This window comes from Methylococcus sp. S1M (assembly GCF_051295855.1).
In the GTDB taxonomy this organism is placed as follows: domain Bacteria; phylum Pseudomonadota; class Gammaproteobacteria; order Methylococcales; family Methylococcaceae; genus Methylococcus; species Methylococcus capsulatus.
In genome coordinates this window covers 566,294-592,131 of the sequence record NZ_JBPDXO010000001.1, presented here as the reverse complement: position 1 = coordinate 592,131, position 25,838 = coordinate 566,294, and the positions used below count along the sequence as shown (strand labels likewise).

The 25,838-nt window shown below is 61.3% G+C and carries 20 protein-coding genes; 17 read left to right on the top strand and 3 right to left on the bottom strand.

Annotation, left to right across the window (positions count from 1 at the left end; genetic code table 11):
- Nucleotides 1-12: 12 nt before the first annotated feature.
- The gene (gene pgi, locus ACSHWJ_RS02640; protein ID WP_017365829.1) at nt 13-1,653 is read right to left on the bottom strand and encodes a glucose-6-phosphate isomerase; all 1,641 of its coding nucleotides are present in this window, start codon (nt 1,651-1,653) and stop codon (nt 13-15) included.
- Between the two features lie 140 nt (nt 1,654-1,793).
- On the opposite strand from pgi, the gene argH reads away from it, so the two are divergent.
- Together argH and ACSHWJ_RS02630 are read left to right on the top strand one after the other, a co-directional pair.
- A complete protein-coding gene (gene argH / locus ACSHWJ_RS02635; protein WP_017365830.1) occupies nt 1,794-3,191 on the top strand; it encodes an argininosuccinate lyase in 1,398 nt (465 codons plus the stop codon).
- Entirely contained in the window at nt 3,191-3,814 is a 624-nt protein-coding gene (locus tag ACSHWJ_RS02630) for a histidine phosphatase family protein (protein ID WP_010960532.1), read from the top strand. The genes argH and ACSHWJ_RS02630 overlap by 1 nt, the downstream gene beginning before the upstream one ends.
- 12 nt (nt 3,815-3,826) lie before the next feature.
- On the opposite strand, the gene ACSHWJ_RS02625 is transcribed toward ACSHWJ_RS02630, so the two are convergent.
- The gene (locus ACSHWJ_RS02625) at nt 3,827-5,125 is read right to left on the bottom strand and encodes a hemolysin family protein (RefSeq protein WP_010960533.1); all 1,299 of its coding nucleotides are present in this window, start codon (nt 5,123-5,125) and stop codon (nt 3,827-3,829) included.
- Nucleotides 5,126-5,535: 410 nt separating this feature from the next.
- On the opposite strand from ACSHWJ_RS02625, the gene ACSHWJ_RS02620 reads away from it, so the two are divergent.
- The 12 genes from ACSHWJ_RS02620 (at nt 5,536) to ACSHWJ_RS02565 (ending at nt 19,724) form a co-directional block, all read left to right on the top strand.
- Entirely contained in the window at nt 5,536-6,798 is a 1,263-nt protein-coding gene (locus ACSHWJ_RS02620; protein ID WP_218801273.1) for a 6-phosphofructokinase, read from the top strand.
- A 51-nt stretch (nt 6,799-6,849) separates the two neighbouring features.
- The gene (locus ACSHWJ_RS02615; RefSeq protein WP_017365832.1) at nt 6,850-8,982 is read left to right on the top strand and encodes a sodium-translocating pyrophosphatase; all 2,133 of its coding nucleotides are present in this window, start codon (nt 6,850-6,852) and stop codon (nt 8,980-8,982) included.
- A 237-nt stretch (nt 8,983-9,219) separates the two neighbouring features.
- Complete coding sequence (gene prlC, locus ACSHWJ_RS02610) at nt 9,220-11,268, top strand: oligopeptidase A (RefSeq protein WP_432539247.1); 2,049 nt, start codon at nt 9,220-9,222, stop codon at nt 11,266-11,268.
- Between the two features lie 33 nt (nt 11,269-11,301).
- A complete protein-coding gene (locus ACSHWJ_RS02605; RefSeq protein ID WP_010960537.1) occupies nt 11,302-11,472 on the top strand; it encodes a rubredoxin in 171 nt (56 codons plus the stop codon).
- Nucleotides 11,473-11,629: 157 nt separating this feature from the next.
- Nucleotides 11,630-11,920, top strand: a complete 291-nt coding sequence (locus ACSHWJ_RS02600; protein WP_041360958.1) for a hypothetical protein — start codon at nt 11,630-11,632, stop codon at nt 11,918-11,920.
- A gap of 427 nt (nt 11,921-12,347) precedes the next feature.
- The gene (locus ACSHWJ_RS02595) at nt 12,348-13,274 is read left to right on the top strand and encodes a Tim44 domain-containing protein (RefSeq protein WP_282213392.1); all 927 of its coding nucleotides are present in this window, start codon (nt 12,348-12,350) and stop codon (nt 13,272-13,274) included.
- Nucleotides 13,275-13,309: 35 nt separating this feature from the next.
- The gene (locus tag ACSHWJ_RS02590) at nt 13,310-13,807 is read left to right on the top strand and encodes a TlpA disulfide reductase family protein (protein ID WP_017365837.1); all 498 of its coding nucleotides are present in this window, start codon (nt 13,310-13,312) and stop codon (nt 13,805-13,807) included.
- Nucleotides 13,808-13,811: 4 nt separating this feature from the next.
- Complete coding sequence (gene hemJ / locus ACSHWJ_RS02585; protein WP_010960541.1) at nt 13,812-14,234, top strand: protoporphyrinogen oxidase HemJ; 423 nt, start codon at nt 13,812-13,814, stop codon at nt 14,232-14,234.
- Nucleotides 14,235-14,248: 14 nt separating this feature from the next.
- On the top strand, nt 14,249-14,461 hold the full coding sequence (locus ACSHWJ_RS02580) for an FmdB family zinc ribbon protein (protein WP_017365838.1): 213 nt from the start codon (nt 14,249-14,251) through the stop codon (nt 14,459-14,461).
- A gap of 66 nt (nt 14,462-14,527) precedes the next feature.
- Nucleotides 14,528-15,295, top strand: coding sequence for a helix-turn-helix domain-containing protein (locus tag ACSHWJ_RS02575; RefSeq protein ID WP_010960543.1), 768 nt, complete (start codon nt 14,528-14,530; stop codon nt 15,293-15,295).
- 794 nt (nt 15,296-16,089) lie between these two features.
- Entirely contained in the window at nt 16,090-19,149 is a 3,060-nt protein-coding gene (locus tag ACSHWJ_RS02570) for a hypothetical protein (protein ID WP_432539246.1), read from the top strand.
- Between the two features lie 161 nt (nt 19,150-19,310).
- Complete coding sequence (locus ACSHWJ_RS02565) at nt 19,311-19,724, top strand: hypothetical protein (RefSeq protein WP_010960545.1); 414 nt, start codon at nt 19,311-19,313, stop codon at nt 19,722-19,724.
- 661 nt (nt 19,725-20,385) lie between these two features.
- Here the strand turns inward: ACSHWJ_RS02565 and ACSHWJ_RS02560 are convergent.
- The gene (locus tag ACSHWJ_RS02560; RefSeq protein ID WP_218797630.1) at nt 20,386-21,168 is read right to left on the bottom strand and encodes an enoyl-ACP reductase FabI; all 783 of its coding nucleotides are present in this window, start codon (nt 21,166-21,168) and stop codon (nt 20,386-20,388) included.
- Nucleotides 21,169-21,299: 131 nt separating this feature from the next.
- On the opposite strand from ACSHWJ_RS02560, the gene ACSHWJ_RS02555 reads away from it, so the two are divergent.
- The 3 genes from ACSHWJ_RS02555 to ACSHWJ_RS02545 are packed head-to-tail and all read left to right on the top strand — an operon-like array spanning nt 21,300 to nt 25,827.
- A complete protein-coding gene (locus ACSHWJ_RS02555) occupies nt 21,300-23,465 on the top strand; it encodes an ABC transporter substrate-binding protein (RefSeq protein ID WP_010960547.1) in 2,166 nt (721 codons plus the stop codon).
- Nucleotides 23,462-24,439: an ABC transporter permease gene (locus ACSHWJ_RS02550; protein WP_017365842.1), complete on the top strand. Its 978-nt coding sequence runs from the start codon at nt 23,462-23,464 to the stop codon at nt 24,437-24,439. The genes ACSHWJ_RS02555 and ACSHWJ_RS02550 overlap by 4 nt, the downstream gene beginning before the upstream one ends.
- The gene (locus ACSHWJ_RS02545) at nt 24,439-25,827 is read left to right on the top strand and encodes an ABC transporter permease (protein ID WP_432539245.1); all 1,389 of its coding nucleotides are present in this window, start codon (nt 24,439-24,441) and stop codon (nt 25,825-25,827) included. The genes ACSHWJ_RS02550 and ACSHWJ_RS02545 overlap by 1 nt, the downstream gene beginning before the upstream one ends.
- The last annotated feature ends 11 nt before the right edge of the window (nt 25,828-25,838 follow it).

The window sequence follows — 25,838 nt, the reverse complement described above, 5'->3', positions numbered from 1 at the left end:
TCGGAAAAAATCTCAGCGCAGCGACTTGAAGTATCGGATCAGGCCGTTGGTGGATGCATCGTGCGAAGCGACCGGGGCATCGCCGGGGAGTTCGGCCAGAATGGTCTTCGCCAGCTGTTTGCCGAGTTCAACGCCCATCTGGTCGAAGGAGTTGATGTACCAGATCACGCCCTGGGTGAAAATCTTGTGTTCGTACAAGGCGATCAGCATGCCCAGGGTATGGGGGTCGAGCCGACGGTACAGGAAGCTGTTGGTCGGTTTGTTGCCGGGGAAGGTCTTGGCGGCCGCCAGCGCTTCGAGGCGTTCGGCGGGCAGTTCTTCCGAGGCGATCTCCTGCCTGGCCTCATCCGTGGTGCGTCCCCGCATCAACGCTTCGGTTTGAGCCAGGAAATTGGAGATCAGGATGTCGTGGTGTTCGGCCAGAGGGTGATGGCTTTCCGCCGCCGCAAGGAAATCACAGGGCACCAGCATGCTGCCTTGATGGAGCAACTGGTAGAAAGCATGCTGGCCGTTGGTGCCGGGCTGGCCGAAGATGACGGGGCCGGTGGAGTAGTTCACCGGCCGGCCTTCCACGTCGACGGTTTTGCCGTTGCTTTCCATGTCGGCCTGCTGAAGATAGGCTGGCAGATCCTCCAGGTACTGATCATACGGCAGCACGGCATGGCTCTGGGCGCCGAAGAAATTGATGTACCAAATGCCCAGGAGGCCCATCAGCACCGGGATGTTGCGTTCGAACGGGGCGGTGCGGAAATGCTCATCGACGAAATGGGCGCCTTCGAGCAGTTCCTCGAAGCGGTCCATGCCAACGCTCAGCGCGATGGGGAGGCCGATGGCCGACCACAGCGAATAGCGCCCACCTACCCAGTCCCAGAATTCGAACATGTTGCGGGGATCGATGCCGAATTCGGCGACCTTGTTCCGGTTGGTCGAAATAGCGACGAAGTGACGGGCGATGGCGGATTCGTCCGAAATGCGTTCCAGGAACCAGGCGCGGGCCGAACGGCCGTTGGTCATGGTCTCCTGGGTCGTGAAAGTCTTGGAGGCGACGACGAACAGCGTGGTTTCCGGATTCAGCGGCCTGAGGATCTCGACCAGGTCGGATTCGTCGACGTTGGAGACGAAGTGTGCGCGCAGCCGCGGGTCTGCGTAAGGCTGCAGTGCCTTGACCACCATCTTCGGGCCCAGGTCGGACCCGCCGATGCCGATGTTGACCACATCGGTGATGGCCTTGCCGGTCGCGCCGCGCCATTCTCCCGTGCGGACCGACTGAGAGAAGCGGCGCATGCGGTCGAGAACGCGGTTGACCTCCGGCATGACGTCTTTGCCGTCGACCCGAATCGGACGGTTGGAGCGATTGCGCAGGGCGACATGAAGCACCGCACGGTTCTCCGTGACGTTGAGCCGTTCGCCCCGAAACATGGCATCGATCTTTTCACGCAGACCGGCCTCCTCGGCGAGCTGGATCAGCGTCGCGACGGTTTCCCGGGTGATCCGGTTCTTGGAGTAGTCGAACAGCAGATCGCCCAGCTGGACGGAAAAGGCCTCGAAACGCCCCGGATCGTCGGCGAACATGTCGCGCATATGGCGGGGGGCAATGGTCTTGAAGTGTTCGGAAAGAGTCCGCCAGGCGGGAAGGTCGGTCGATTGTGGCATGGTTTCCTTATTATGGTATCAGGCGAGCTCGTGGTTGCCGCTCATGGACATAAATGCTACTACAAGCGGCGGGGATGGGCGAAGCTCCGGCGGCGTTGGGTTTATAATGGGCTGCTTTGAACCTCGCAGTGGAAGATGCAATGAGTATCCAGCAAAAGCTTTGGGGTGGGCGATTCGAGGAGGCGACCGATGCCTTCGTCGAGGCCTTCACTGCATCGGTGGATTTCGACAAGCGGCTGGCTTCCCACGACATCCGGGGTTCGATCGCGCATGCTACGATGCTGGAGCGGCTGGGGCTTCTCACCCGTGAGGAACTGCAGGCGATCGTCAGTGGCCTTGAAGCCATCGGCGCGGAAATCGAGGCCGGCCAGTTTCCGTGGGAGGTGAGCCTGGAAGATGTGCACATGAACATCGAGGCCCGTCTGACCCAGCGGATCGGCGAGGCCGGCAAGAAGCTGCATACCGGGCGTTCCCGCAACGACCAGGTCGCCACCGACGTGCGCCTGTACTTGCGCACCGAGATCGACCGTATCTGCGGAATGATCCTGCGGCTGCAGACCGCGCTGGTGGATCTGGCCGAGCGCGAGGCCGCCACCATCATGCCGGGTTTCACTCATCTCCAGGTGGCGCAGCCGGTCACTTTCGGCCACCACATGATGGCGTGGTACGAAATGCTGTCGCGCGATTACGACCGCCTGCGCGATTGCCGCAAGCGGGTCAACGTCATGCCGCTGGGGGCCGCGGCCCTGGCTGGCTCCAGTTTCCCGCTGGACCGCGATTACACGGCGGCGCTGCTGGACTTCTCCGGGCCGGCGGCGAATTCGCTGGACGCCGTCAGCGATCGCGATTTCGCCATCGAGTTCGCGGCCTGTGCCAGTCTGGTGCTGATGCATCTCTCACGTTTTTCGGAGGAGCTGATCCTCTGGACCTCGGCTCAATTCGGTTTCATCGATCTGCCCGACGCTTTCTGCACCGGCTCCTCGATCATGCCGCAGAAGAAAAACCCCGACGTGCCCGAACTCATCCGCGGCAAGAGCGCACGGGTATTCGGCCATTTATTCGCGCTGCTGACCCTGATGAAGAGCCAGCCGCTCGCCTACAACAAGGACAACCAAGAGGACAAGGAGCCGCTGTTCGATACGGTCGACACCCTGTCCGGCTGCCTTCGCGCCTTTGCCGACATGATGCCGCACGTGCGGCCAAACCGGTCTGCCATGTACGCATCGGCCCGCAAGGGCTATGCGACCGCCACCGACCTGGCCGACTACCTGGTCCGGCGCGGGACGCCCTTCCGCGACGCCCATGAAATCGTGGGCAAGGCCGTCCGCTTGGGGATGGAGAGCAGCCGCGACCTGGCGGATATTCCGCTGGAAGAGCTTCGATCCCTGTCCAGCGTCATCGGGCCGGACGTTTACCAGGTCCTGACGCTGGAGGGTTCGGTGGCGGCGCGTTCGCACCCGGGCGGCACCGCACCGGACTGCGTGAAACGGGCCGTGGCCGAAGCGCGGGTCCGCCTGGCGGCTCTGCAGGGGAGCTGATGGCCGGCGAAAGCTGCAATACCCTGGTTGATCTGATGCGCCACGGCGAGCCGGCCGGCGGCAGCCGCTATCGGGGACAGATCGACGACCCGTTGAGCGCCGTGGGCTGGGAGCAGATGTGGCGAGCGGTGGGGCGGCATTGCCCGTGGGACGTGATCGTCACCTCCCCACTGTTGCGTTGCCAGGCGTTTGCGGAGGCATTCGCCGAACGCCATCGACGACCGCTGGAAATCGAGCCGCGCTTCAAGGAGCTCGGTTTCGGCGCTTGGCAAGGCAAGACCCGGGAAGAAATCACCACTGAATACGATCCCGGCGTGCTGCAGCGCTTTTATCGGGATCCCCTCAACCACCGTCCGGAAAATGCCGAAGGCCTGGGAGATTTCCGCAGCCGCGTCATCTCGGCCTGGAAGGAAATGCTGGAACGGCACCTCGGCAAGCACGTCCTGGTCGTCTGTCATGCCGGCACGATCCGCATGGTGATCGCGCACGTGCTCGACGTGCCGCTCGCCAACCTGTTCCACATCAAGGTGGCCAACGCGGGCATCACCCGCATCGAATGCATCGAACAGGGCGACGAATTCCTGTCGCAACTCGTGTTCCACGGCGGCACGCCGGCCGCCTGAGCGCTGATCGGACTATCCGGCCGCTGGCGGCAACCGCGTGACCAGGATCTTGTCGACCCGGTTGCGATCCATGTCCACGACCTCGAACCGTAGATCCTGGAATTCGAAGCTGTCGGTCACCTTCGGCACGTTGCCCAGTCTCAGCATGACGAAACCGGCCATGGTGTGGAAATTGCCGGTCTCTTCTTCTGGCAGGGCATCGAGGTCGAAGAGCTGTTTGAAGCGCTCGATGTCGAGCATGCCGTCGATCAGCCAGGAGCCGTCTTCGCGCTGCGAGACCTGCGGTTCTTCCTCGGCGGTTTCGGAGGCGATGGCGCCGACGATCGCTTCCAGCACGTCCGTCAGCGTCACCAGGCCGGTCAATTCGCCGTACTCGTCCACCACCAGCGCCGTCTGCAGGTGCGACCGCTTGAAATGTTCGAGCAGCTGCATCAGGGACAGCGAGTTGGGGACGAACAGCGCCCGGGTCACCAGTTCCGCCAGCTCCGGCTTTTCGCCGGCCAGCAGCCGGTTCAGGACGTCCTTGGTTTTCACGAAACCGAGGACATTGTCCACGCCACCCCGGCATAGCGGGATGATCCAGTGCGGATGGTCGGTCAGGATGCCGCGGTTCGCTTCGTAGGACTTGGTGACGTCCAGGTAGACCACGTCCTTGCGCGGGGTCATGATCGCGCCGACCTTGCGGCTGTCCAGTCGCAGAATGTTTTCCACCAGTTTCTGCTCGACTTCCTCGAACACTCCTTCCAGCGTGCCCTGCTGGAGCAGTAGCTTGATTTCCTCTTCCGTGACCGAGGGCTGTCGGACCGGCCGCGCGCCCAGCAGCCGCAGCACGATGTCGGTGGAGACGCTGAGGAGTTTGACCAGGGGGAGGGCGATGAGGGAGAGGAGATGCATAGGCCGTGCCACGGCCGCCGCAATGGCTTCGGCGTGGAGCAGAGCCAGCCGTTTGGGCACCAGTTCGCCGATGATCAGGGACAGATAGGTGATCGCGAAAACGGTGACCGTGAGGCTGATCTCATGGGCGTAGGGTGCCAGTTCCGGCAGCGTGAGCAAGATCGGCTCGAGCTGGCTGGACACCGACGCCTCGCCCAGCGCGCCGTTGAGCACCCCGATCGTGGTGATACCGACCTGAACCGTGGAGAGGAACCGCGAGGGCTGCGCCGCCAGTTCGAGGGCCTGGAGTTCGCCGGTGCCTCCCTTGTCGGCTCGCTGCTGCAACCGGGAACGCCGGGCGGAGACGATGGCCATTTCGGACATCGCGAACAGACCATTGACGAAGATGAGGAACAGGACCAATCCGATCTGGATCACTTTAGGGTAGCGGGTAGTGGAACAATGGCAGAGCCTCCCGGGCGGGTTGGAGAGGAGCGCCCGGGTGGCGCTCCCCGGCAGACCGGCGGAGTGCGTGCGAAGTGACTGGGCTGCGCGGGAGTGAGAAAAGTTCAGGCCAGAGGCATGAACCAGGATATTCGTCGGACACGAGTCAGTCCGTCAATCGGCCGTCCGGCAAAACCGGCGGTCAGGAAAGGTGGATGATTCGAACATGTTGATCGACAAGAGGCCGATATGCCCCGGGCGTTAGCGTAGCCGGGTCGTGGGTTCGATTCAACTGTTTTCGCGCGCATCCGGGCCGAGACGTGCGGGTCGAAACTTGTTGTAACGGAGGGGGCGTTTGTTCTAAGTTAGGCGCCAGCCAACGATACTCAAAGGGGAGGCGGTTCATGGCGGCGCGGAATGCTTTCTATGCCCAGTCCGGCGGTGTGACCGCCGTTATCAATGCATCGGCCTGCGGCGTGCTGGAGACCGCCCGGCAGTATCCCGACCGTATCGGCACGGTTTACGCCGGGCGTAACGGCATCGTCGGTGCGCTGACCGAGGACCTGATCGATACCGGGCAGGAGAGCGCCGAAGCCATCGCCGCATTGCGCCATACTCCCTCCGGGGCGTTCGGTTCCTGCCGCTACAAGCTCAAAGGGCTGGAGGAGAACCGGGCCCAGTACGAACGGTTGATCGAGGTCTTCCGCGCCCACGACATCGGCTATTTCTTCTACAACGGCGGCGGGGATTCCGCCGATACCTGTCTGAAAGTCTCCCAGCTTTCCGAGAAATTGGGTTATCCGTTGCAGGCCGTCCATATTCCGAAGACGGTGGACAACGACCTGCCGATCACCGACTGCTGTCCGGGGTTCGGTTCGGTCGCCAAGTACATAGCGGTATCGGTGCGCGAGGCGAGTTTCGACGTGCGCTCCATGGCTGCGACTTCCACCTGCATCTTCGTGCTGGAAGTCATGGGCCGCCACGCGGGCTGGATCGCCGCCGCCGGCGGTCTGGCGAGTGACGAGCGGCATGAGCTGGCTCTGGTCATCTTGTTTCCCGAACAGGTGTTCGACCCGGAACGGTTTCTCCGGGCGGTGGACGAAAAGGTCCGGTCACATGGCTATTGTTCGGTCGTGGTGTCGGAGGGCATTAGGGGCGCGGATGGCAGGTTCGTCGCCGAATCCGGCAGCCGGGACGTGTTCGGGCATGCTCGGCTCGGTGGCGTGGCGCCGGTCATCGCCGACCTGATCAAGGAGCGCCTGGGTTACAAATACCACTGGGCCGTCGCCGATTACCTGCAGCGCGCGGCCCGGCACATCGCCTCCCGCACGGATGCCGAGCAGGCCTATGCGGTGGGGAAGGCGGGCGTCGAGATGGCTCTGAAAGGGCTCAGCGCCGTGATGCCGGCCATCGTGCGTACCTCGGATTCGCCTTACCGTTGGGAAATCACGGCCGCCAGTCTGGCGGAGGTGGCCAACGTCGAAAAGAAAATGCCCCTCGAATTCATCAGCGCCGACGGTTTCGGCATCACCGAGGCCTGCCGCCGGTACCTCCGGCCTCTGATCGAGGGCGAGGACTACCCTCCCTATGCCGGCGGTTTGCCGGATTATGTGACATTGTGCAATGTCGCCGTCCCGAAAAAACTGGCCGCTTCGTTCAGCGTCTGAGTTCCTCACTCAAATCCGTAACACCAACAACAACGTTCGAGGAGTATCGCTATGGCTTGCTCGGTTCTGTCCTGCGCCCGGGAGGGGCTGTGTTGTCTGATGCGCAATCCGCGGACCAAGGCGATCACCTTGGCCGGGCTCGCGGAATTTCTGGCGCTCGGCCTGCTGGTCGACTGGGGAACGGCGTTTGCGTTCACCGCTGCGTTGTCCGCGCTGCTCTACGGCATCCTGTCCATCGGCTGGGTCAATGCCCAGCCCGCTGGCAACGAGCGGATGGTCGACATCGCCACGGCGATCCAGCAGGGTGCCCAGGCCTATCTCAACCGCCAGTACCGTACCATCGGGATCGTCGGCTGGCTGTTGTTCTTCGTCATCGGGGCTTTCCTGGGATGGTCGATCGCCTTCGGTTTTGTGATCGGCGCCGCGCTGTCCGGCGCGGCGGGGTACATCGGCATGAATATCTCGGTGCGTGCCAATTCCCGTACCGCCCAGGCCGCCATCACGGGGATGGACGAGGCGTTTTCGACCGCGTTCCGGGGCGGTGCCATCACCGGCATGCTGGTGGTGGGGCTGGGGCTGCTCGGCGTAGCCGGGTACTACGCGCTCCTCAAATCGGTCGGCGCGACCGATCCCCTCCATGCCCTGGTGGGGCTGGCGTTCGGTGGTTCGCTGATCTCGATTTTCGCCCGCTTGGGCGGCGGCATCTTCACCAAAGGGGCGGACGTGGGGGCCGATCTGGTCGGCAAGGTCGAGGCGGGGATTCCCGAGGACGACCCGCGCAACCCGGCCGTGATCGCCGACAACGTGGGGGACAACGTCGGCGACTGCGCGGGTATGGCGGCCGATCTGTTCGAAACCTACGCCGTGACCATCGTCGCCACCATGCTGCTGGGAGGGCTCCTGACCGGGGGCAGCGAGGCTGCCACCGTGTATCCCTTGGTGCTGGGCGGCATTTCCATCGTCGCCTCCATCATCGGGACCTTCTTCGTCCGGATCACTCCGGGCAAGAAGATCATGAGCGGGCTGTACAAGGGCGTGATCGTATCGGGAGGGCTCGCGGCCGCGGCTTTCCTGCCGATCACCGGCTTCATGTTCGGCGGCGGCGTCAGCCTCGGCGGCATCGACGTGTCCTGGATCGGCATATTCTTCTCTGCCCTGATCGGGCTGGGTCTGACCGGGCTGATGGTGGTGATCACCGAGTATTACACGGCGACGGAATTCGCCCCGGTGCGTCACATCGCCGAAGCCTCCACCACCGGTCACGGCACCAACATCATCGCCGGTCTGGGCGTGTCGATGAAGGCGACTGCGGCGCCGGTGCTGGCAGTCTGTGCCAGCATCTGGGGTGCCTATGAACTGGCTGGCCTGTACGGCATCGCAGTGGCAGCCACCGCGATGCTGTCCTTGACCGGGATGATCGTCGCCCTCGACGCTTACGGCCCGATCACCGACAATGCCGGCGGCATCGCCGAAATGGCGGAACTGCCCGATTCGGTCCGCGCGGTCACCGATCCGCTGGATGCCGTGGGTAACACCACCAAGGCGGTGACCAAGGGTTATGCGATCGGCTCGGCCGGACTGGCGGCACTGGTGCTGTTCGCCGATTACACGCACAACCTCGGCGGCAACGTCAATTTCGATCTGTCGAACCACATGGTCATCATCGGCCTCTTCATCGGTGGTATGGTGCCCTATATGTTCGGGGCGTTGGCCATGGAAGCCGTGGGACGGGCTGCCGGCGGCATCGTCAATGAAGTGCGGCGGCAGTTTCGGGAGATACCGGGCATCATGGAGTACACCGCCAAGCCCGATTACTCGAAGGCGGTTGATATGCTGACTCAGGCGGCGATCAAGGAAATGGTCGTGCCGTCCTTGCTGCCGGTCGCAATTCCGGTCCTCGTGGGGCTGCTGCTCGGCAAGGAAGCGCTGGGCGGCCTGTTGATCGGCACCATCATCACGGGCTTGTTCGTCGCCATCTCGATGACGACCGGCGGCGGCGCCTGGGACAATGCCAAGAAGCACATCGAGGACGGCAACTTCGGGGGCAAGGGATCGGAGGCGCACAAGGCGGCGATCACTGGCGACACCGTCGGCGATCCCTACAAGGATACCGCAGGCCCCGCCGTGAATCCGATGATCAAGATCATCAATATCGTCGCTCTCTTGATCGTGCCCTTGCTCTGAACCGTCCTGCCTCAGGCCCTCCTGCCTCCTCCGCCCGGCGGGAGGGAGCCGGCCCGCGCCTCCTGGAGGGTTCGTGGCAGGGAAGCCTCGAACCATCGCGTGGGCGGCGAGATTCCGGCCAGGTTTCCTGATATATTTTTCCTTTCCTTTTTCCACGAACCCGGCAGGGGTTCGCGGCCGGGGCCTGGCCGCCGTCCTTGCGGTTTGCAGGATACAAACCGGATTCGAGGTAATGCGATGACCAACCCTTTGCTGGAGGACCACGAACTACCGCCGTTCTCGCGCATCGAAGCGAGCCATGTGTTGCCGGCGGTCCGACAAATCCTGGCCGAAAGCCGGGCCGCGGTGGACGCCTTGCTCCAACGCGGTGGGCCCTATACCTGGGCCGGGCTGGTGGAACCCCTGGACGATCTCGACGACCGACTGAACAAGGCCTGGTCGCCGGTCGCTCATCTGAACGCCGTGATGAACAGCGAGGCGTTGAGGGATGCCTACAACGCCGCTCTGCCGCTCTTGAGCGAATATGCCACCGAGATGGGCCAGAATGCGGGGCTGTACGCCGCTTTCCGGGAAATCGCCGAAGGCATCGAGTACGCCCGGCTGGACACCGCCCAGCGCAAGATCGTCGACAATGCGCTGCGCGACTTCCGCCTATCCGGTGTGGCCCTGGAAGGGGAGCAGAGGGCGCGTTTCAAGGAAATCGCCCAGGAGTTGTCGCGCTTGGGCAGCCGGTTTTCGGACAACGTGCTCGATGCCACCCAGGGCTGGACGCGGCATATCGACGACGAGGCACTCTTGGCAGGACTGCCTGAAACCGACCGGGCGGTGGCCCGCCAGGCCGCGGAAGCCGAAGGCAAGAGCGGCTGGGTGTTCGGTCTCGCTTTCCCTTCCTATGTCGCCATCATGACTCATGCCGATGACAGGGGGCTGCGGGAGGAGTTCTATCGGGCCTACGTGACCCGCGCGTCCGAAACCGGCCCCCACGGCGGGCGTTGGGACAACGGCGAAGTGATGGAGAAGATCCTGGCTCTGCGTCACGAAGAGGCGAGGCTCCTGGGTTTTGCCAATTATGCCGAGCTATCTCTGGCCACCAAGATGGCGGAGAGTCCCGAACAGGTGCTGGGTTTTCTGAATGATCTGGCGGAAAAGGCGCTACCCGTCGCCCGCTGCGACCTGGAGGAGTTGAAGGCATTTGCATGCGAGAACTACGGGCTCGACGAGTTGCAGGCCTGGGACGTGGCGTACTATTCCGAAAAGCTCCGCGAGCACAAATACGCGTTTTCGGAGGAGGAGGTAAAAGCCTATTTTCCTGCAGAGCGCGCGGTTTCCGGTCTGTTCGCGGTGGTGCAGCGGCTGTACGGCCTGGAAATCAGGCGGCGCGAAGACATCGACGTCTGGCATCCGGACGTCCGCTATTACGAGATATTCGACCGGACCGGCGAACGGCGGGGCGGCTTCTATCTGGATCTCTATGCACGCCCCGGCAAGCGCAGCGGCGCCTGGATGGACGAATGCATCAGCCGGCGCCGTGTCGGCGGCGCCATTCAGACGCCGGTCGCCTATCTGACCTGTAATTTCACGCCGCCCGCGGGTGACGAGCCGGCGCTGCTGCGGCACGACGACGTGGTGACGCTGTTCCATGAATTCGGCCACGGCTTGCACCATCTGCTCACCAAGGTCGAACATCTCGGTGTGTCGGGAATCCGCGGCGTGGAATGGGATGCGGTAGAACTGCCGAGCCAGTTCATGGAGAACTTCTGCTGGGAGCGCGAGGCGCTGGCCCTGATCTCCGGCCATTACCGGACCGGCGAGCCTCTGCCGGACGAACTGCTGGCCCGGATGTTGGCGGCGAAAAACTTCCAGGCCGGCATGCAGACGGTCCGTCAACTGGAGTTCGCCCTGCTGGATTTCCGCATTCATCACGAATACGATCCAGCCCGAGGCGGGCGCGTCTATGAAATCCTCGAGGATGTGCGGCGACGAGTATCGGTCATGCCGCCTCCGGCGTACAACCGCTTTCCCCACAGTTTTCAGCACATCTTCGGCGGCGGCTATGCGGCCGGCTATTACAGTTACAAGTGGGCGGAAGTCCTGTCGAGCGATGCCTTTTCGCTGTTCGAGGAGCGTGGCATCTTCGATCCGGAGACCGGCCATGCTTTCCTGAGCAACGTGCTGGAACAGGGCGGACGTCGGAGTGCCCTGGAGTCTTTCATCGCCTTCCGCGGCCGCGAACCGGACATCGAGGCTTTGCTGCGCCACAGTGGGATGCTCGTATCCGCCGGCTGAGTCTTTCGAATTTCAAACCGACAAGGAGATGCCATGGTCGAATATCACAAATACCAATGTTCCGCCTGCGGCTACATCTACGACGAAACCGAAGGCGATCCGGATGCGGGTCTTCCACCCGGTACCCTTTTCGAGGACATTCCGGAAGGCTGGGGTTGTCCGGAGTGCGGCGTGGACAAGAGCTTCTTCGAACCGCTGGATTGAGCAGAAATCGGTGTCTGCCGGCCGCGCGGCCGGCAGAATTCAGGGATGTCGGTGGGCGGTTGTCGCCGCCGCAGCCTCGAAGACCGAAAAGAGGTCATTGACCTGCATATCCCGCTCGGCGAGTGGAGTCAGCCGGTAGCGTTTTTCCGGAGTCGTCATGGGGTCCATGGTCACTGCCGACGGGCTCGCTGGAATGGCCCGGATGCTCGTTGCCTTCTCCGATGGGTTTGACGAAGCTCACCGATTTCAGCTTGCATTCCTTCTTCGAAGTCTGTGCCAGCTTGATGAACTCGATTTCATCACGCAGGTGCTTCTTGCGGTTTTTCAGGCCGCTCTTGGTCTGAGTGCCGAAATCAGCGAAGTAGTTGAACGGCTGGTGGTGGAACTGGAACCCCGTGTCCGGGCAGTTCGGGAAAGTCGAACCCTGGAGGGATGCGGGTCCGCGTGATTCGGTCCGAGTCCGTTGGTCCAGCCGGGCGCCCCGATGTCGCCGGCGGCGTTGGACCAGCCGTCCGCATACCAGGCCCAGCTCCCGCCGGCCGCGGAGAGCCGGCCGCCGTACAGGTCGTCGAAGCTGTGATTCTCCTGATGGATGATGATGAACCGTTTGATCTTCGTGATTTCGTCGCCGGAGGGGGGGTGGCCGAAACGGTGCCGGACCCGGTCGCAAGGAGGGCGGCGACGAGGGACGGCTTATGTGCGGACTCGCATCGACTCGGCACCTGTGCGCTCGTTGATGTGTCGGCCGCTGGCGGCGGACAGGCTGATCGTGACAGGTTACGCGCGTGGAAAAGTCCGGAGCCGAGATGGGGGAGTTGTAATTGGCCAGTGCTTCCCCTATAACACCAGCGACGAGTTTGAGGCTTGAGGGCCGTATGAAAAAAATTCTTGGATTCGCACTGAACTCCGTGCTCGTAGCGGCGCTGCTGTTCTCCGGCATGCACGAAGCGTTCGCCAAACGACTGGGCGGGGGAAGCTCCTTCGGGAGTCGGCCTTCGTACAGCGAACCGTATCGGCGTTCGACCGGTGGCAACACCTTCTCGCAAACACAGCGGCCGGCGTACCAGCCCAGCCAGCCGGCCACTGCCGCGAGCCAGCGCAACCAGGCGGCGCGTGAGGCCTATGCCCGCCGTGGTGGTTTGATGGGTATGCTCGGCGGTTTGGCGCTGGGCGGCCTGCTGGGGACCATGCTGTTCGGCGGTGCTTTCGAGCATCTGAATGTTCTCGATCTCCTGCTGTTCGCGGGGATCGGCTTTTTCCTCTACCGGCTGCTGGCCGCGCGCGGGAGCCAGCCGCAGCCCGCGGCGGGAGCAGGCTATTACCCGCATTCGGAAAACCCCGGCGGCGCGAACCCGGTTTCGGGACGTCCCGCTTTTGACACCGATTTGCTGTCCCGCCGGGGAGGCGCGCAGCCGGCGCGATCCCAGCCGGCCGATTTCGACGCAACCGGATTTCTGAACGGCGCCAAGGCTGCCTACCGCCAGCTTCAGGCTGCCTGGGACGAGCGCGATCTGGGGACCTTGCGGGCGCTCACGACCGATAAGGTGTTTGCCGAACTGCAAGACCAGTTGCGGGCGTCGGCCGAGCGTCACAGCACCGAGCTGCTGCGGGTCGATGCGGAAATCCTGGAGGTCAGGGACCGGGGCGACGAGCGTGAGGTCGCCGTGCTGTTCGACGTCACGCTGCGCGAGGCGCCGGTCGAAGAAGCGGCCGTGGTTCACGAGGTCTGGCATTTCGTGCGATCGCGTTCGAGCCGCCAGCCTACCTGGTTCCTGGACGGCATCCAGCAGGTCGAGGCCTGAAGACCGACTCCCTCCGCCGAGGCGGGAGCACACGGGTGCGGTTCGTCCGGTTCCTCGCCGTCGCAGGTCTGCTGGTACCGGTAATCTGGTTCGGCTGCGGGCCTTTCGAGAGGAAAAACCTGTCGCCGGCCCTGGGGTTCACCACCATCGAGGGGCAAAGGGTGAATCTCGAGGAGTGGCGCGGCCGTCCCGTGCTGCTGGCGTTCTGGGCCAGCAATTGCCGAAGTTGCCTGGAAGAAATGCCGGAGCTCGCTGCGCTGTTTCGGGATTACCAAGGGCAAGGGCTGCGGATGGCGGCTGTGGCGATGCCGTATGATGTGCCCAGCCGCGTCGTATCTCTGGCTGGGAAGGAAGGCTGGCCGTTTCCTGTCGCGCTCGATCCCCTGGGCCAACTGGCAGGCGCGCTCGGGGTCGAACTGGTGCCGAACTGCTACCTGCTGGACGGCGATGGTGCGATCGTCGCGACGTACCTCGGCAAACCGGATTTCCGCGAACTGCGGGGAACGATAGACAAGCTGCTCCGGGAGGGATGAGCGCATGTGGCTGAAAGCTTTTCACCTGATCTTCATGGTGACGTGGTTCGCCGGTCTGTTCTATCTGCCGCGCTTGTTCGTCTACCACACCATGACCTCCGATGCGGTGGGTATCGCCCGGTTCAAGATCATGGAAAGAAAACTGTTCTGGGGAATCATGACGCCGGCGATGCTTCTGACCCTCCTGTTCGGTGTCTGGATGTTGGCCGACTATGCCTGGGCAGTTTACGGCGGCAGCGGTTGGCTGCATGTCAAACTGGTCCTGGTGGCACTGCTGGTCGGCTACCACGTCCTGTGCTGGCAATGGCTGCGGTCGTTCGCCGAAGACCGCAACAGGCGCAGCCATTTGTTCTACCGCTGGATCAACGAAGTCCCGGTGCTGTTTCTTTTCGCCATCGTCCTGCTCGCCAGTTTGAAACCCTTCTGAAGGAGAAGCATCGAATGCCTACCTACGACTATGCCTGCCGGTCCTGCAGCCGAGATTTCACCGTGATGCAGAAAATCAGCGATCCCTTGCCCGTCTGTCCGCACTGTGGTTCCGAATCGGTGATCAAGAAGCTTTCAGCACCCGCCGTGCACGGCGGATCGAGCCATTCTTCGCAGCCCGCGACCGGACATGGCTGCGGTGCGGGCGGCTGCGGCTGCCGGCACTGAGTCCGTCAAAATCGTCCCTCCGGCCGGCTCCGAACCGGGGCGGTGGCCCACGACCCGGCGGTCCACATGGCGTCGAAACAACAGCAGATTCACGACCTGTGGGACGGACTCGCCGAATTCGGCCCGACCCGTGTCAATGAGGCGCTCGACCATGCCATGGCTTCATTGTGCGGGATCATCGGCGCCCAGCAGGCATGCTGGTTCGGCGCGGTGCGCCTGGACTGCCGGGACGATCCGATCGACGGCTGGCGGGTCTGCGCCATTCGCTATCTTCACCCCCACCCCGAGCGGGATGCGGCCTATGCGGAGCATCGCCGCCGTCTCGAACGGGGTGACATCGACCCCAGCATCGTTGCCAATTTGCGTCATGCCGGCCGCTTCCGCGTCAGCATCCAGCACGAAATCGTGCCACCCGGCTGGTACGACGGCGAGTTCTATCGCAGCCTGTTCAAGCCTTTCGGTATCCGCGATGTCTGCTACATGGCGACGCCGGTCAACAGCGGTCTGGAATCCTGGTTCGGCTTCGAGCGCGTCAGTCCGGAAGCGCCTCTGTTCGGAGAAGCCGAGCGTGCCCTCCTGGAGCGGGCAGGCCGGGCACTGAAATGGTTCCACCGGCAGCTCGCTCTCCATCATGGTCTCATGATCGCTTCGCAGCCTCTCACCCCCGCCGAGCGGCGGCTGCTCAGTGCGCTGCTCGGCGGCGCCTCCGAGGCTGAGATCGCCGAGCGGCTCGGCCTCACACCCAACACAGTGCATACCTACGCTACCCGCATCTATAGGAAGTTCGGCGTAAAGGGTCGGACTGGCCTCGTGGCGTTGTGGCTGGGGTGCTGACCACGGGATCCGTCTCTGTACAGAGACTGTTCCCATGGTCAACATGTGGTTTATATTCCATTCCTCTTTTTGTTCGGAAGCGTCTTCCGGAAACGGAACCCCCCTCAACAGAACCGTAAGATTCCATACGGTTGACGGAATAGGTTTCGTCGATTCAAGGCGAAATTAAAACTGTTCGGTTTGGTAAAAAGGAACCGAAGTTCGTTTCGCGCTCTAAAAAAAACCAATTCAGTTGTATTTTGGGGAGTTTGGGCCGGCACGATGAACATAACGATCGATAATGACGCTCCCAAATGACCAGGGGCGCAATCCTGTTCTACGGCAAAAGGGCCACGTCAAGCGGACGCGCCCTTCGACATCAATCAAATGTCCCATCCGCCCGCTAACGAACGGATCGGCGTCGCAGTGCCATACACCCCCAGCCGGTTCAGGATCGGATATCAGGGCGAAGACCAGTTTCAACGTCCTTTGCAGATGAATGGAAGGTGCACCAGCCTGAGCGCGGCCGGGCCGTCGAGCCAAGACTCCCGGGCACCTCTGGATAGAGGATGTTCACCGTCCCCGCATTCGGTGTGTCTTCAGGAAATTTCTGGCCTTGGGGCGATAGAGTCTTAGTGGGCGTAAGTGCAGAAGACGGGAACTAATCACGACCCATGGTGCCAAAAAAGTGTCGGGGTGCGTGCCTACAGAATAGGGAGCCCGAAAGGGGCAGGATACGGAAGGTAAAGAGCAGTGGAGTCGGTCAGTTTTACGACGCACTGTCTATTGAGGAGATGAGAACAATGAAGCAGCCAATGAGCTATCTGCGTTTGGCGGTCCCCGCCTTGTGCCTGCTGTCGCTGGCGGTTCCGCCGGCGGAAGCCAAGAAGGCGGACGACAAGTACAATCGCTATATCACGTTCCAGAACGATTTTCCATTTACTGTCTATCCTGTCATCCAGGTCCCGGCAGACATCTGCGACGGCGCCGCGGCCACTGGGGACAGGCGGATCATCATCAACTATGACGTGAAGACAGAAGGGTTGCCTGCGGGCAAGAAAATAACCGTCTGGATTCCGCGTGACCAAAAACAGGTGAATGTCGGCGGGAAGACGGTCGACAAGAATTGCTGGTATCAGAGCGGCCGTGTCTATATTTTTCCAGTGGCTCTAAAAACGTACGAGGCCAATATAGTCAAATTGGACCCTTTGCAGACAAAAGTCATCACCAAATTTGACGATCCGGCGCATCCGTCGGAAGTTGTCGATTGTTACAAGGGGGACAATACCGTAGAAAGTGAGGCAGTCAAGGGAAACTGCATGACAGGTGTGTCCGGTGCCAGCTATTCCGTGGATGCGCCGGCGCAGTTGGCCGAATTCACCTTCGATGCGGACAATCCCACGGATCAAAACATGGATACCGGCGATCCGATGGCGGACATCGATGTGTCCATGGTCGACGAATTGTATATTCCCGTGGCCGGCTCCGTCGCCAATCATGGCGCTACGGGCTACATGGGCGGCTCCGCCGCTACCGTCAACGCGAATGGAGTCAACGACCTGGCTCAATTCAAAAAGCGGATAGACGGCTTCCTTACCGATCCGGACGGCCGCGGTGGAAGGAAAAATGTCTGGCCCGTATTCGCTGCTTACACGAGTCAGTATTTCAATTCCCAAAATAAAGAAATAAATACCTTCAGCGATCTGCTGCCCAAGGAATTGGGAAAGAACGCCGGTAACACTATAATTCCGCACTTTCCTGGTGGTTATAATAGTATCGATATGACCCTGACACGTGGTCCTTCGACGAATTACTACACGGGGACCAACTATGTCACTGACAAGGGGACTCTGATTACCGGCGTGCGGTATGACGAGAAAATGAAAAAGCCTGGTAATCCGCTGGTGCAGCCCTATATCGACCGTTGGATGTATTGGGTGAAACAGAGGGATAATCCAGGGTTTTGCGCGGATAAGACCAATCTGGAGCAGCTGAAGTGGCCGGATCATGTCTGCAAGTACGACAGCAAGAAGGCCGTTCAGGACTGCACTTTCAGGCATCAGTATTTTTGCGAGAAATTCCAGGAAAGTGTGAAGGTCGTATGGGATCATTTTACCAATGATCCCGTCGATGGATTTAATCCAAATCAAGCGAAGGTCTGGGAGAAGTGCGGGTTCCCGAAAGCGCCATACCCGACGGATGAGAATGCCAAGAATTTCTGTATCATCCAGCAAATCGTAGGCTATGATTCGAAAGTGCTGGGAGGAGACCTCCCGGGGCGCGTGCAGGCGCTTCTGCGCGGCGTCGCCTTTGAGACCAATGATCCATACGATCCTAACCATCCCAGCGTACCCAAGGCGGACATACAACAGTGGCAGTTCGATCCGTTTCTGACCTTCGCCGCGCCGTACGACAGCCAGTTCAACCTCAATCCCTATACCAGGTTGGTGCACGACAGCGGCAAAGACGGCTTGGGTTCGGTGTCGTACTCCTTCTCGATCGACGACAAATACGGCAACTTCCGTGATGCGGCGTCCGGCTTCACCGTCGATGCCGGCGGCGTTACCGCGCTGGAGAACAAACGCCCTTACGATCCTTACCAGCAATACACGGTGACCTGGGGATACAACCGGGATCAGTTCAGCCTGGCTTGGCTGAATACCGGTACCAGCATCGAGGCCATAAGGGCCAAGCTGGAGCAGGTCGCCGAAAGCCACGGCAAGCGTCCGTTCCTGCTCAGGGAGGGCGATAAGCTGGCCGTGCTCGGACACGACGCCAACGGTACGTGGCAGCTGACCAATCCGCTGACCACGAAGACCGATCTGGAGGCTCTGGCGGCCCAGGAAAAAGAGAACAGCAAGGGTAAGAACCACACCTATCAGGATTTGATCGACCGTGTTTTCCTCAACAAGCCCGCGGACGTTTTCCCTGCGCAGGCGCTCAACGTCGATGCGGTCAGTGAACAGGCGATCAGTGTTCTGAACTTCGACGTGGACACGGGCTGGTCCGCCGGTGAAGCGCGACTGTACGATCAGATCGCCCTGAAGAAAGCCGATGTTCCGCAGGCCAATAACTGGGTCAGCCTGACGACTTGCGGCCATCAGGTCCCGATCCGGGGTCCGGGGGCCCAGACGCTCCCCTTGGTGTACGACACTGCGAAAGGCTATCTGCCGTGCGAAATCGTGGCGAAGGATAAGTTTGGCGACGAACTGAAGCTGAGCATGGCGCCGGAAAAGAAGACCGGTATCATCGATATTTACAGCGGTTCGAAGGTGACGGACTGGACTACTCTGTGGGGTTTTCCGACAGGAAAGAAGCATACCGGCGCACCTCCGGTGACCTCAGACCTCAATGCAAAGGATCTGCAGTATTGTATCGATAATTCGAGCCCGTATTTCAGTGTTTCCGGTTTTTGCAACAATGTGAACGTATCGGCCGTATGGGCCGGGGCGCCACTTGCGCGCGACGTGGTATACATGGGACTCGACTATGTGAATATGCCGCGGGTCGGTGTTTCGATCGCTCAACCACCGAAAAACGGGCCTGATCCCGATGCGGTATTCTGGCCGAATGGTGCCAAGGTGACTGGCGAGCTGATGCCGGACGGGGTGACCGTCCATGTTACCTGGCCGAAAGCCATCATCACGTCTGGCAAGCCGCTCAACTATTCGCTGACGTTCGGCGGACAATTTCAGGCATCCTGCAATACGCAACACAATCCGGATATCAATCCCAATACGTATTGTGACGCGAAGATCACGAAAGGTGACAAGACGCCCAAGAAGATGGACGTCGTTGCCATCAACTACACGGGGAAGCCGGTAACGCAATCGGTCCTGCTTTCAGGGACCTTCACGTCTGGAGTCCGCCCTTGATATGTGCGCTCATCGGTAAACGCTGGGCAAATAGCAATGGACTGCAGTCCTGTAACTCGGGGCGGGATAGAGTCTTTATCCCGATTTACGGGATCGTTGGTGACCGGTGGTGGAGAAATCCGGATGACGATACTAATAAAGCTCCGTCAGGGGGATAAATTATGAAAACCAAGTTGATGTTATGTGTATGTGTTTCCATGCTGGGCTTTGGCGCTTCTTTCGAAATAGCCAGCAAGGAGTATTGCTCCATCAAAACACTCAAAGGCACATATACGTATTCCAGTCAAGGGTATTATGCGGGTGAGCCGTATGCCGAAAGCGGGATGGAGTCCTATAACGGCGCCGGTAACGTAGTCAACAATTATACCGATAGTCTGGGGCGTGTGAGTGCTGGCGATACCGCGACCTATGTCATTGGTGAGGATTGTCACGGCACTGTTACCTATAATTCAGGCAGCGTCTACAAAATCTATGTCAGCCCCAACGGCGATAGTATGACTTACATTCTGACCTCAGGGGATGGCGTGATTGCAGGCGCCAGTCGCCGCGTTTCCAGCAAACTGATTCTCAAGTAACTTATTTCATTGGGCATGGCATTATTCGTATTGTAACGCGCTTATCCATCTATTTCTGTACTGCTCTTTGATGGCGGAATAGGCGTCCTATAGAAGGACCAATAGGCAAGGATTTAATATTGCTGTCTGTATCGTTTGTGGCAATATGTCAATCTTTTGTTTTTGGAGTCCAATATTGTGGACCGTGGCCCCATGAAAAGCGTGGTGGATGGTTCGCTGAAGGGTATTGGCTTGGGGAGCTTGGCTGAGTGGAACCTCAAGAAGTTTCGGGGCGTTCCGGTTTCGGATTAATCCTACATCGGGGCAAATGCGAAGTTTCCAGGCTGTCTGGGGCCCACCAACCCTTCAAGGGATTCATTCCGCCGGGTCTGCCGAGTTCTCTCGACGCGTGACGGGCAAGAGGGCAGTGTGCTCACTACGCAGATTCAGGCACCGGCTCAGAAATCCGGTTGCCCCAATCGCTGATCAGGAAGTCGCGGCGTTCGGTGGCGAACGTCGAACATGTGGCGACTCCAGTGAGGAGAGACTGCAGCGGTGGTTGCCGGAAAATGAGCCGGTTCGGAGTCCCCACGAGCGGACGTTCGTCCGGGTTCCCTGCAAGAGTAGACATGCAACGGGATGGTGGATTCGGTGGAGCCGATTTGCGGCTCCACCGCCGGGCTCAAAAACTCGACAAGCCAACGAAGTTGTAGCCGGCATCCACGTAGAGGATTTCGCCGGTGATGCCGGAGGCGAGGTCCGAGCAGAGGAAGGCGGCGGCGTTGCCGACTTCTTCGATGGTGACGTTCTTCCGCAGCGGCGAGGCCTGTTCGGCCTTCGCCAGCATTTCCCTGAAGTTGGCGATGCCTGAGGCGGCCAGCGTCCGGATGGCGCCGGCGGAGACGGCGTTCACCCGGGTACCTTCCGGTCCCAGCGAATAGGCGAGGTAGCGGACGTTGGCTTCCAGGCTGGCCTTGGCGACGCCCATCACGTTGTAGTTGGGGACGGCGCGTTCTGCTCCCAGATAGGACAGGGTGAGCAGGGAGCCGTTGCGGCCGGCCATCATCGTCCGGCCGGCCTTGGCCAGGGCGGCGAAGCTGTAGGAGCTGATGTCGTGGGCGATGCGGAAGTTCTCGCGGGTGACCGAGTCGATGTAGGAGCCTTCCAGGGCTTCGCGGGGGGCGAAGGCCACCGAATGGACGATGCAGTCGAGCCCGTCCCAGTGCTTGCCCAGATCGGCGAACACCTGATCGATTTCGGCGTCATTGGAGACGTCGCAGGGCAGGACGATGGAGGAGCCGCATTCGGCGGCCAGTTTTTCCACGCGTTCCTTGAGCTTCTCGTTCTGGTAGGTGAAAGCGATTTCCGCGCCTTGCGCCTTCATCGCTTCGGCGATGCCCCAGGCGATCGAACGGTTGCTGGCTACGCCGACGATGAGTACGCGCTTGTCTTGCATGAAGCCCATGGGATGCTCCTTCGGGATGGGGTCTTGGGGAAAAGGCGCAGAGTATCTGCCAAGGGTCCAAGGGCTGTCCAGCGCTATCGTGTCCGCAGGGTTCGCGTATAATTGCCCACCTTTTTCATGGGCTCGGATTAGTGAGTACCGGATCGAACCAACTCGGGCTTTACCTGACGCTGTTCGCGGCCCTGGGGCTGGCGGGCTGCGAGGGACCGCTCAACAGTCCTTACCCTGCGGCCGATGCCGAGCGCAACATCCTGTATTCCTCGTTTTCCGAACGCCCCAAGCACCTCGATCCGGCCCGCGCCTACAGTTCCGACGAGAGCCTCATCCTCGGCCAGATCTACGAGCCGCTGCTGCAGTATCACTACCTCAAGCGCCCCTATGTCCTGGAGCCGGCGACCGCCGAGGCACTTCCGGAGATCCGCTATCTCGATGCCGGCGGCCGGGTCCTGCCGCCCGGTACGCCGGATTCGGCCATCGCCTACAGCGAGTATGACTTCCGTCTGAAACGCGGCATCCGCTTCCAGCCGCATCCGGCTTTCGCCCGCGGTGTGGGAGGCGAGTATCTTTATCATCATCTGGGCCCCGAGCAGCTGGCCCGCATCCAAACCCTGGCGGATTTCTCCGAAACCGGCACCCGCGAACTGACGGCGGAGGATTACGCCTACCAGATCAAACGCCTGCTGCATCCGGCGCTGCATTCGCCGATCGCTGAGCTGATGAAGGAGCACATCGTCGGCTTCAAGGCGTTGGGCGATACCCTGGAGCGGGATTATTTCGCGGCTCCCAAGGGGCAATTCTTCGATCTGCGGAGGTATGCCCTGGAGGGCGTCCAGGTTCCCGACCCGCACCGGCTGGTCATCCGTCTGAACGGCAAGTATCCACAGTTCCGCTTCTGGCTGGCGATGAGCTTTTTTGCCCCCATGCCCTGGGAAGCCGATGCGTTTTATGCCCAGCCGGGGTTGATCGAGAAAAACATCACGCTGGACTGGTATCCGGTGGGCTCGGGGCCCTATATGCTGGCGGAGAACAACCCCAATCGCCGCATGGTGCTGGAGCGTAATCCGTACTTTCACGAGGACCGCTACCCGGCCGAGGGCGATCCCGAAGACGCGCCGGCCGGTCTGCTGGCCGACGCGGGTAGGCTGCTGCCGTTGGTGGACCGGGTGGTCATGGTTCTGGAAAAGGAAACGATCCCTTATTGGAACAAATTCCTGCAAGGTTATTACGATTATTCCGGCATTGCTTCGGACAATTTCGACCAGGCGGTGCAGGTCGGCAGCTCGGGCAGTCCGGAGCTGACACCGGAAATGCTGGAGAAGGGCATCCGGCTGGAGACCTCGGTCGCGGCATCGGATTACTACCTCGGATTCAACCTGCGCGACCCGGTGGTCGGCGGGCTGGACGAAGCGCACTGCAAGCTGCGCCAGGCGCTCAGCATCGCCATGGATTACGAGGAATTCATCGCCATCTTCATGAACGGCCGGGGGGTGCCGGCGCAAGGCGTGCTGCCTCCGGGCATCTACGGCTACCGGGAAGGGGAGAAGGGGATCAATCCTTATGTCTACGATTGGGTGGACGGGGCGCCCCGGCGCAAAAGCATCGAAACCGCCCGCCGTCTGCTCGCGGAGGCAGGTTACCCCAACGGCGTCGATGCCGTGACCGGTAAGCCGCTGGTGCTGTACCTCGATCTTTCGACCCATGGGGCGGACGACAAGCCACTGCTGGCCTGGTACCGCAAGCAATTGGAGAAGCTCGGCGTCCAACTGGTGTTTCGTGCCACCGACTACAACCAGTTCCAGCAAAAGATGGCGGCCGGTAATGCCCAGATCTACCAGTGGGGCTGGAATGCCGATTATCCCGATCCGGAGAATTTCTTCTTTCTGCTGTACGGGCGCAATGCCAAGGTACCGAATGGCGGCGAGAATACCTCGAACTATGTGAGCGAAGAATTCGACCGCTTGTTCGAGCGGATGCGCAACCTGGACGACGGTCCGGAGCGTCTGGCGGTGATCGATGCCCTGCAGGAAAAGGTCCGGCACGATGCCCCTTGGATTTTCGGGCTGCATCCCAAGGGTTTCTCGTTGCATCATGCCTGGTACGGTAACCTCAAGCCCAACCTGATGGCCAACAACAAACTCAAGTACCTGAAGATCGACGCGCGGCAGCGCGCGGCTCGTCGCGCCGAGTGGAACCGGCCGGTCTGGTGGCCACTGCTGGCGGGGTTGGCGCTGCTGCTCGCGGCCGTCGTTCCGGCCTATCGCAGCTACCGTCACAGGCTGAGGGCCGCGGCTTTATGACGGCCTATCTCATCCGCCGCGCGTTGTACGCACTGCCGCTCCTGCTCGGTGTCAACGTTCTCACCTTCGTGCTGTTCTTTGTGGTCAACAGTCCCGATGACATGGCGCGCATGCACCTGGGTCAGAAGCACGTGACTCAGGAGGCGATCGATCTGTGGAAGCACGAACGCGGCTATGACCTGCCCAAGCTCTGGAACGCCGGGGCCGAAGGTACCGCCAAACTGACCGAAACCATTTTTTTTCAGAAATCGGTGGGACTGTTCCTGTTCCGCTTCGGACGCTCAGACAGCGGGCGCGACATCGGGGCGGACATCGCCCAGCGGGCCTGGCCTTCGCTGGCTTTCGCCGTGCCTGCTCTGATCTTCGGGCTGCTGGTCCACATCACCCTGGCGGTGGGACTGGTGTTCTTCCGCCTGACTTACCTGGAATTCTGGGGCGTCGCGTTATGCGTGGCACTGCTGTCGATTTCCTCGCTGTTCTACATCATTGGCGGCCAGTACCTCATGGGAAAGCTTCTGTTGCTGGTGCCGATTTCCGGCTATGACGGCGGCTGGAACGCCGTGAAGTTCCTGATCCTGCCGGTGATCATCAGCGTCGTGGCGGGCACCGGTTCCGGCGTGCGCTGGTACCGGACGCTGTTCCTGGAAGAGGTCGAGCGCGACTACGTCCGGACTGCCCGCGCCAAGGGGCTCTCGGAAACCCGGGCGCTGTTCACTCACGTGTTGCGCAACGCGCTGATACCTATCCTCACCGGTGTGGTGGTCATCCTGCCTTCGCTGTTCATCGGCAGCCTCATCACCGAATCGTTCTTCGCCATTCCGGGCTTGGGCAGCTACACCATCGACGCCATCGCCCAGCAGGATTTCGCCATCGTGCGCGCCATGGTGTTCCTGGGGTCGGCGCTCTATATCCTGGGATTGGTGCTGACCGATATCTCCTATACCCTTGCCGATCCGCGCGTGCGTCTGAACTGATGCTGACTCTGTTCTGGACCGACGCCCTGTTTCTGCTGCTGCTCGCCATGCTGGGCGGACTGATCTGGCACAGCCGCCGGCATGAACACCTGCGCCGGCCCTGGCGCAAAGTCGCCCGCAGCCGCAGCGCGATGGTTTCGGCGGTGATCCTGCTGGCCTATCTCTTCATCGCCGTGCTCGATTCGATCCATTTCCTGCCGCCGGACGGCGAGGGCGGCGTCCGGTACAAGACCGAGCCGGTCAGCGTACTGGACTGGTTTTTGACGCCATTGCGGACGCGGGTGGAGAAGACCTATTCGGCACCGCTGGCGGTACAGGGCTATGCCAGGGAAACCCTGCGTCTGGCTGACGGCAGTAGCCGCTGGGATTATCCCCGCCTCGAGTTCGGCGGCGCTCATTTGAAGGACCCGGCGCGGGGCTGGCTGCGGGACGTGCTGCGGACCGGTTTCAAGGGGGCGGCCGGAGGTCTGGGCCTGGGCGTGATTCTCTGCTTCGGGACGGTGTTCTTGATCGCCAGAGTGCGGGAACTGCCGGTGTCCCTCGTGGGTGGCGAGGTGCTGTCGGGCCAGAGCGAGGTTCCCTGGCGCGCCATCCTGGGCACCGTCGTCGTGCTGTGCATCGTCGGTGGGGTCTTGGGGGAGCTGGCACTCAAATACCACGTGTTCGGTACCGACAAGGTGGGTGAGGACGTGCTCTACCAGGCGCTCAAGAGTATTCGCACCGGCATCCTGATCGGTACTCTCACCACCTTCGTGACCCTGCCGCTGTCGCTGCTCCTCGGCATTCTCGCCGGTTATTTCCGCGGCTGGGTCGACGACCTGATCCAGTACCTCTATACCACTCTGAACTCGATTCCTGGCGTCTTGCTGATCGCGGCGGTGATCCTGCTTACCCAGGTTTACATGGCCAAGCACGAGGAGGAATTCGCCAGCTTGGCCCTGCGCGCCGACCTGCGTCTGCTGTTTCTATGCCTGATCCTTGGCATCACGAGCTGGACCGGGCTGTGCCGGCTGTTGCGCGCAGAGACCCTGAAGCTGCGCGAGATGGAATACGTCCAGGCCGCGCGCGCGCTGGGGGTGCGGCAGGGGACGATCCTCCTGCGTCACATCCTGCCCAATGTGTTCCACATCGTGTTGATCTCGGTGGCGCTCGATTTCAGCTCGCTGGTGCTGGCCGAGGCCGTCCTGTCCTACGTCAATATCGGCGTCGATCCGACCACCGATTCCTGGGGCAACATGATCAACAGCGCCCGCCTGGAAATGGCCCGCGAGCCGCCGGTGTGGTGGTCTCTCACGGCGGCCTTCGTTTTCATGTTCGCCCTGGTGCTGGCGGCCAATCTGTTCGCCGACGCGGTGCGCGACGCCTTCGATCCGCGCCGTGCCGACTGAAGGAGCCTCTC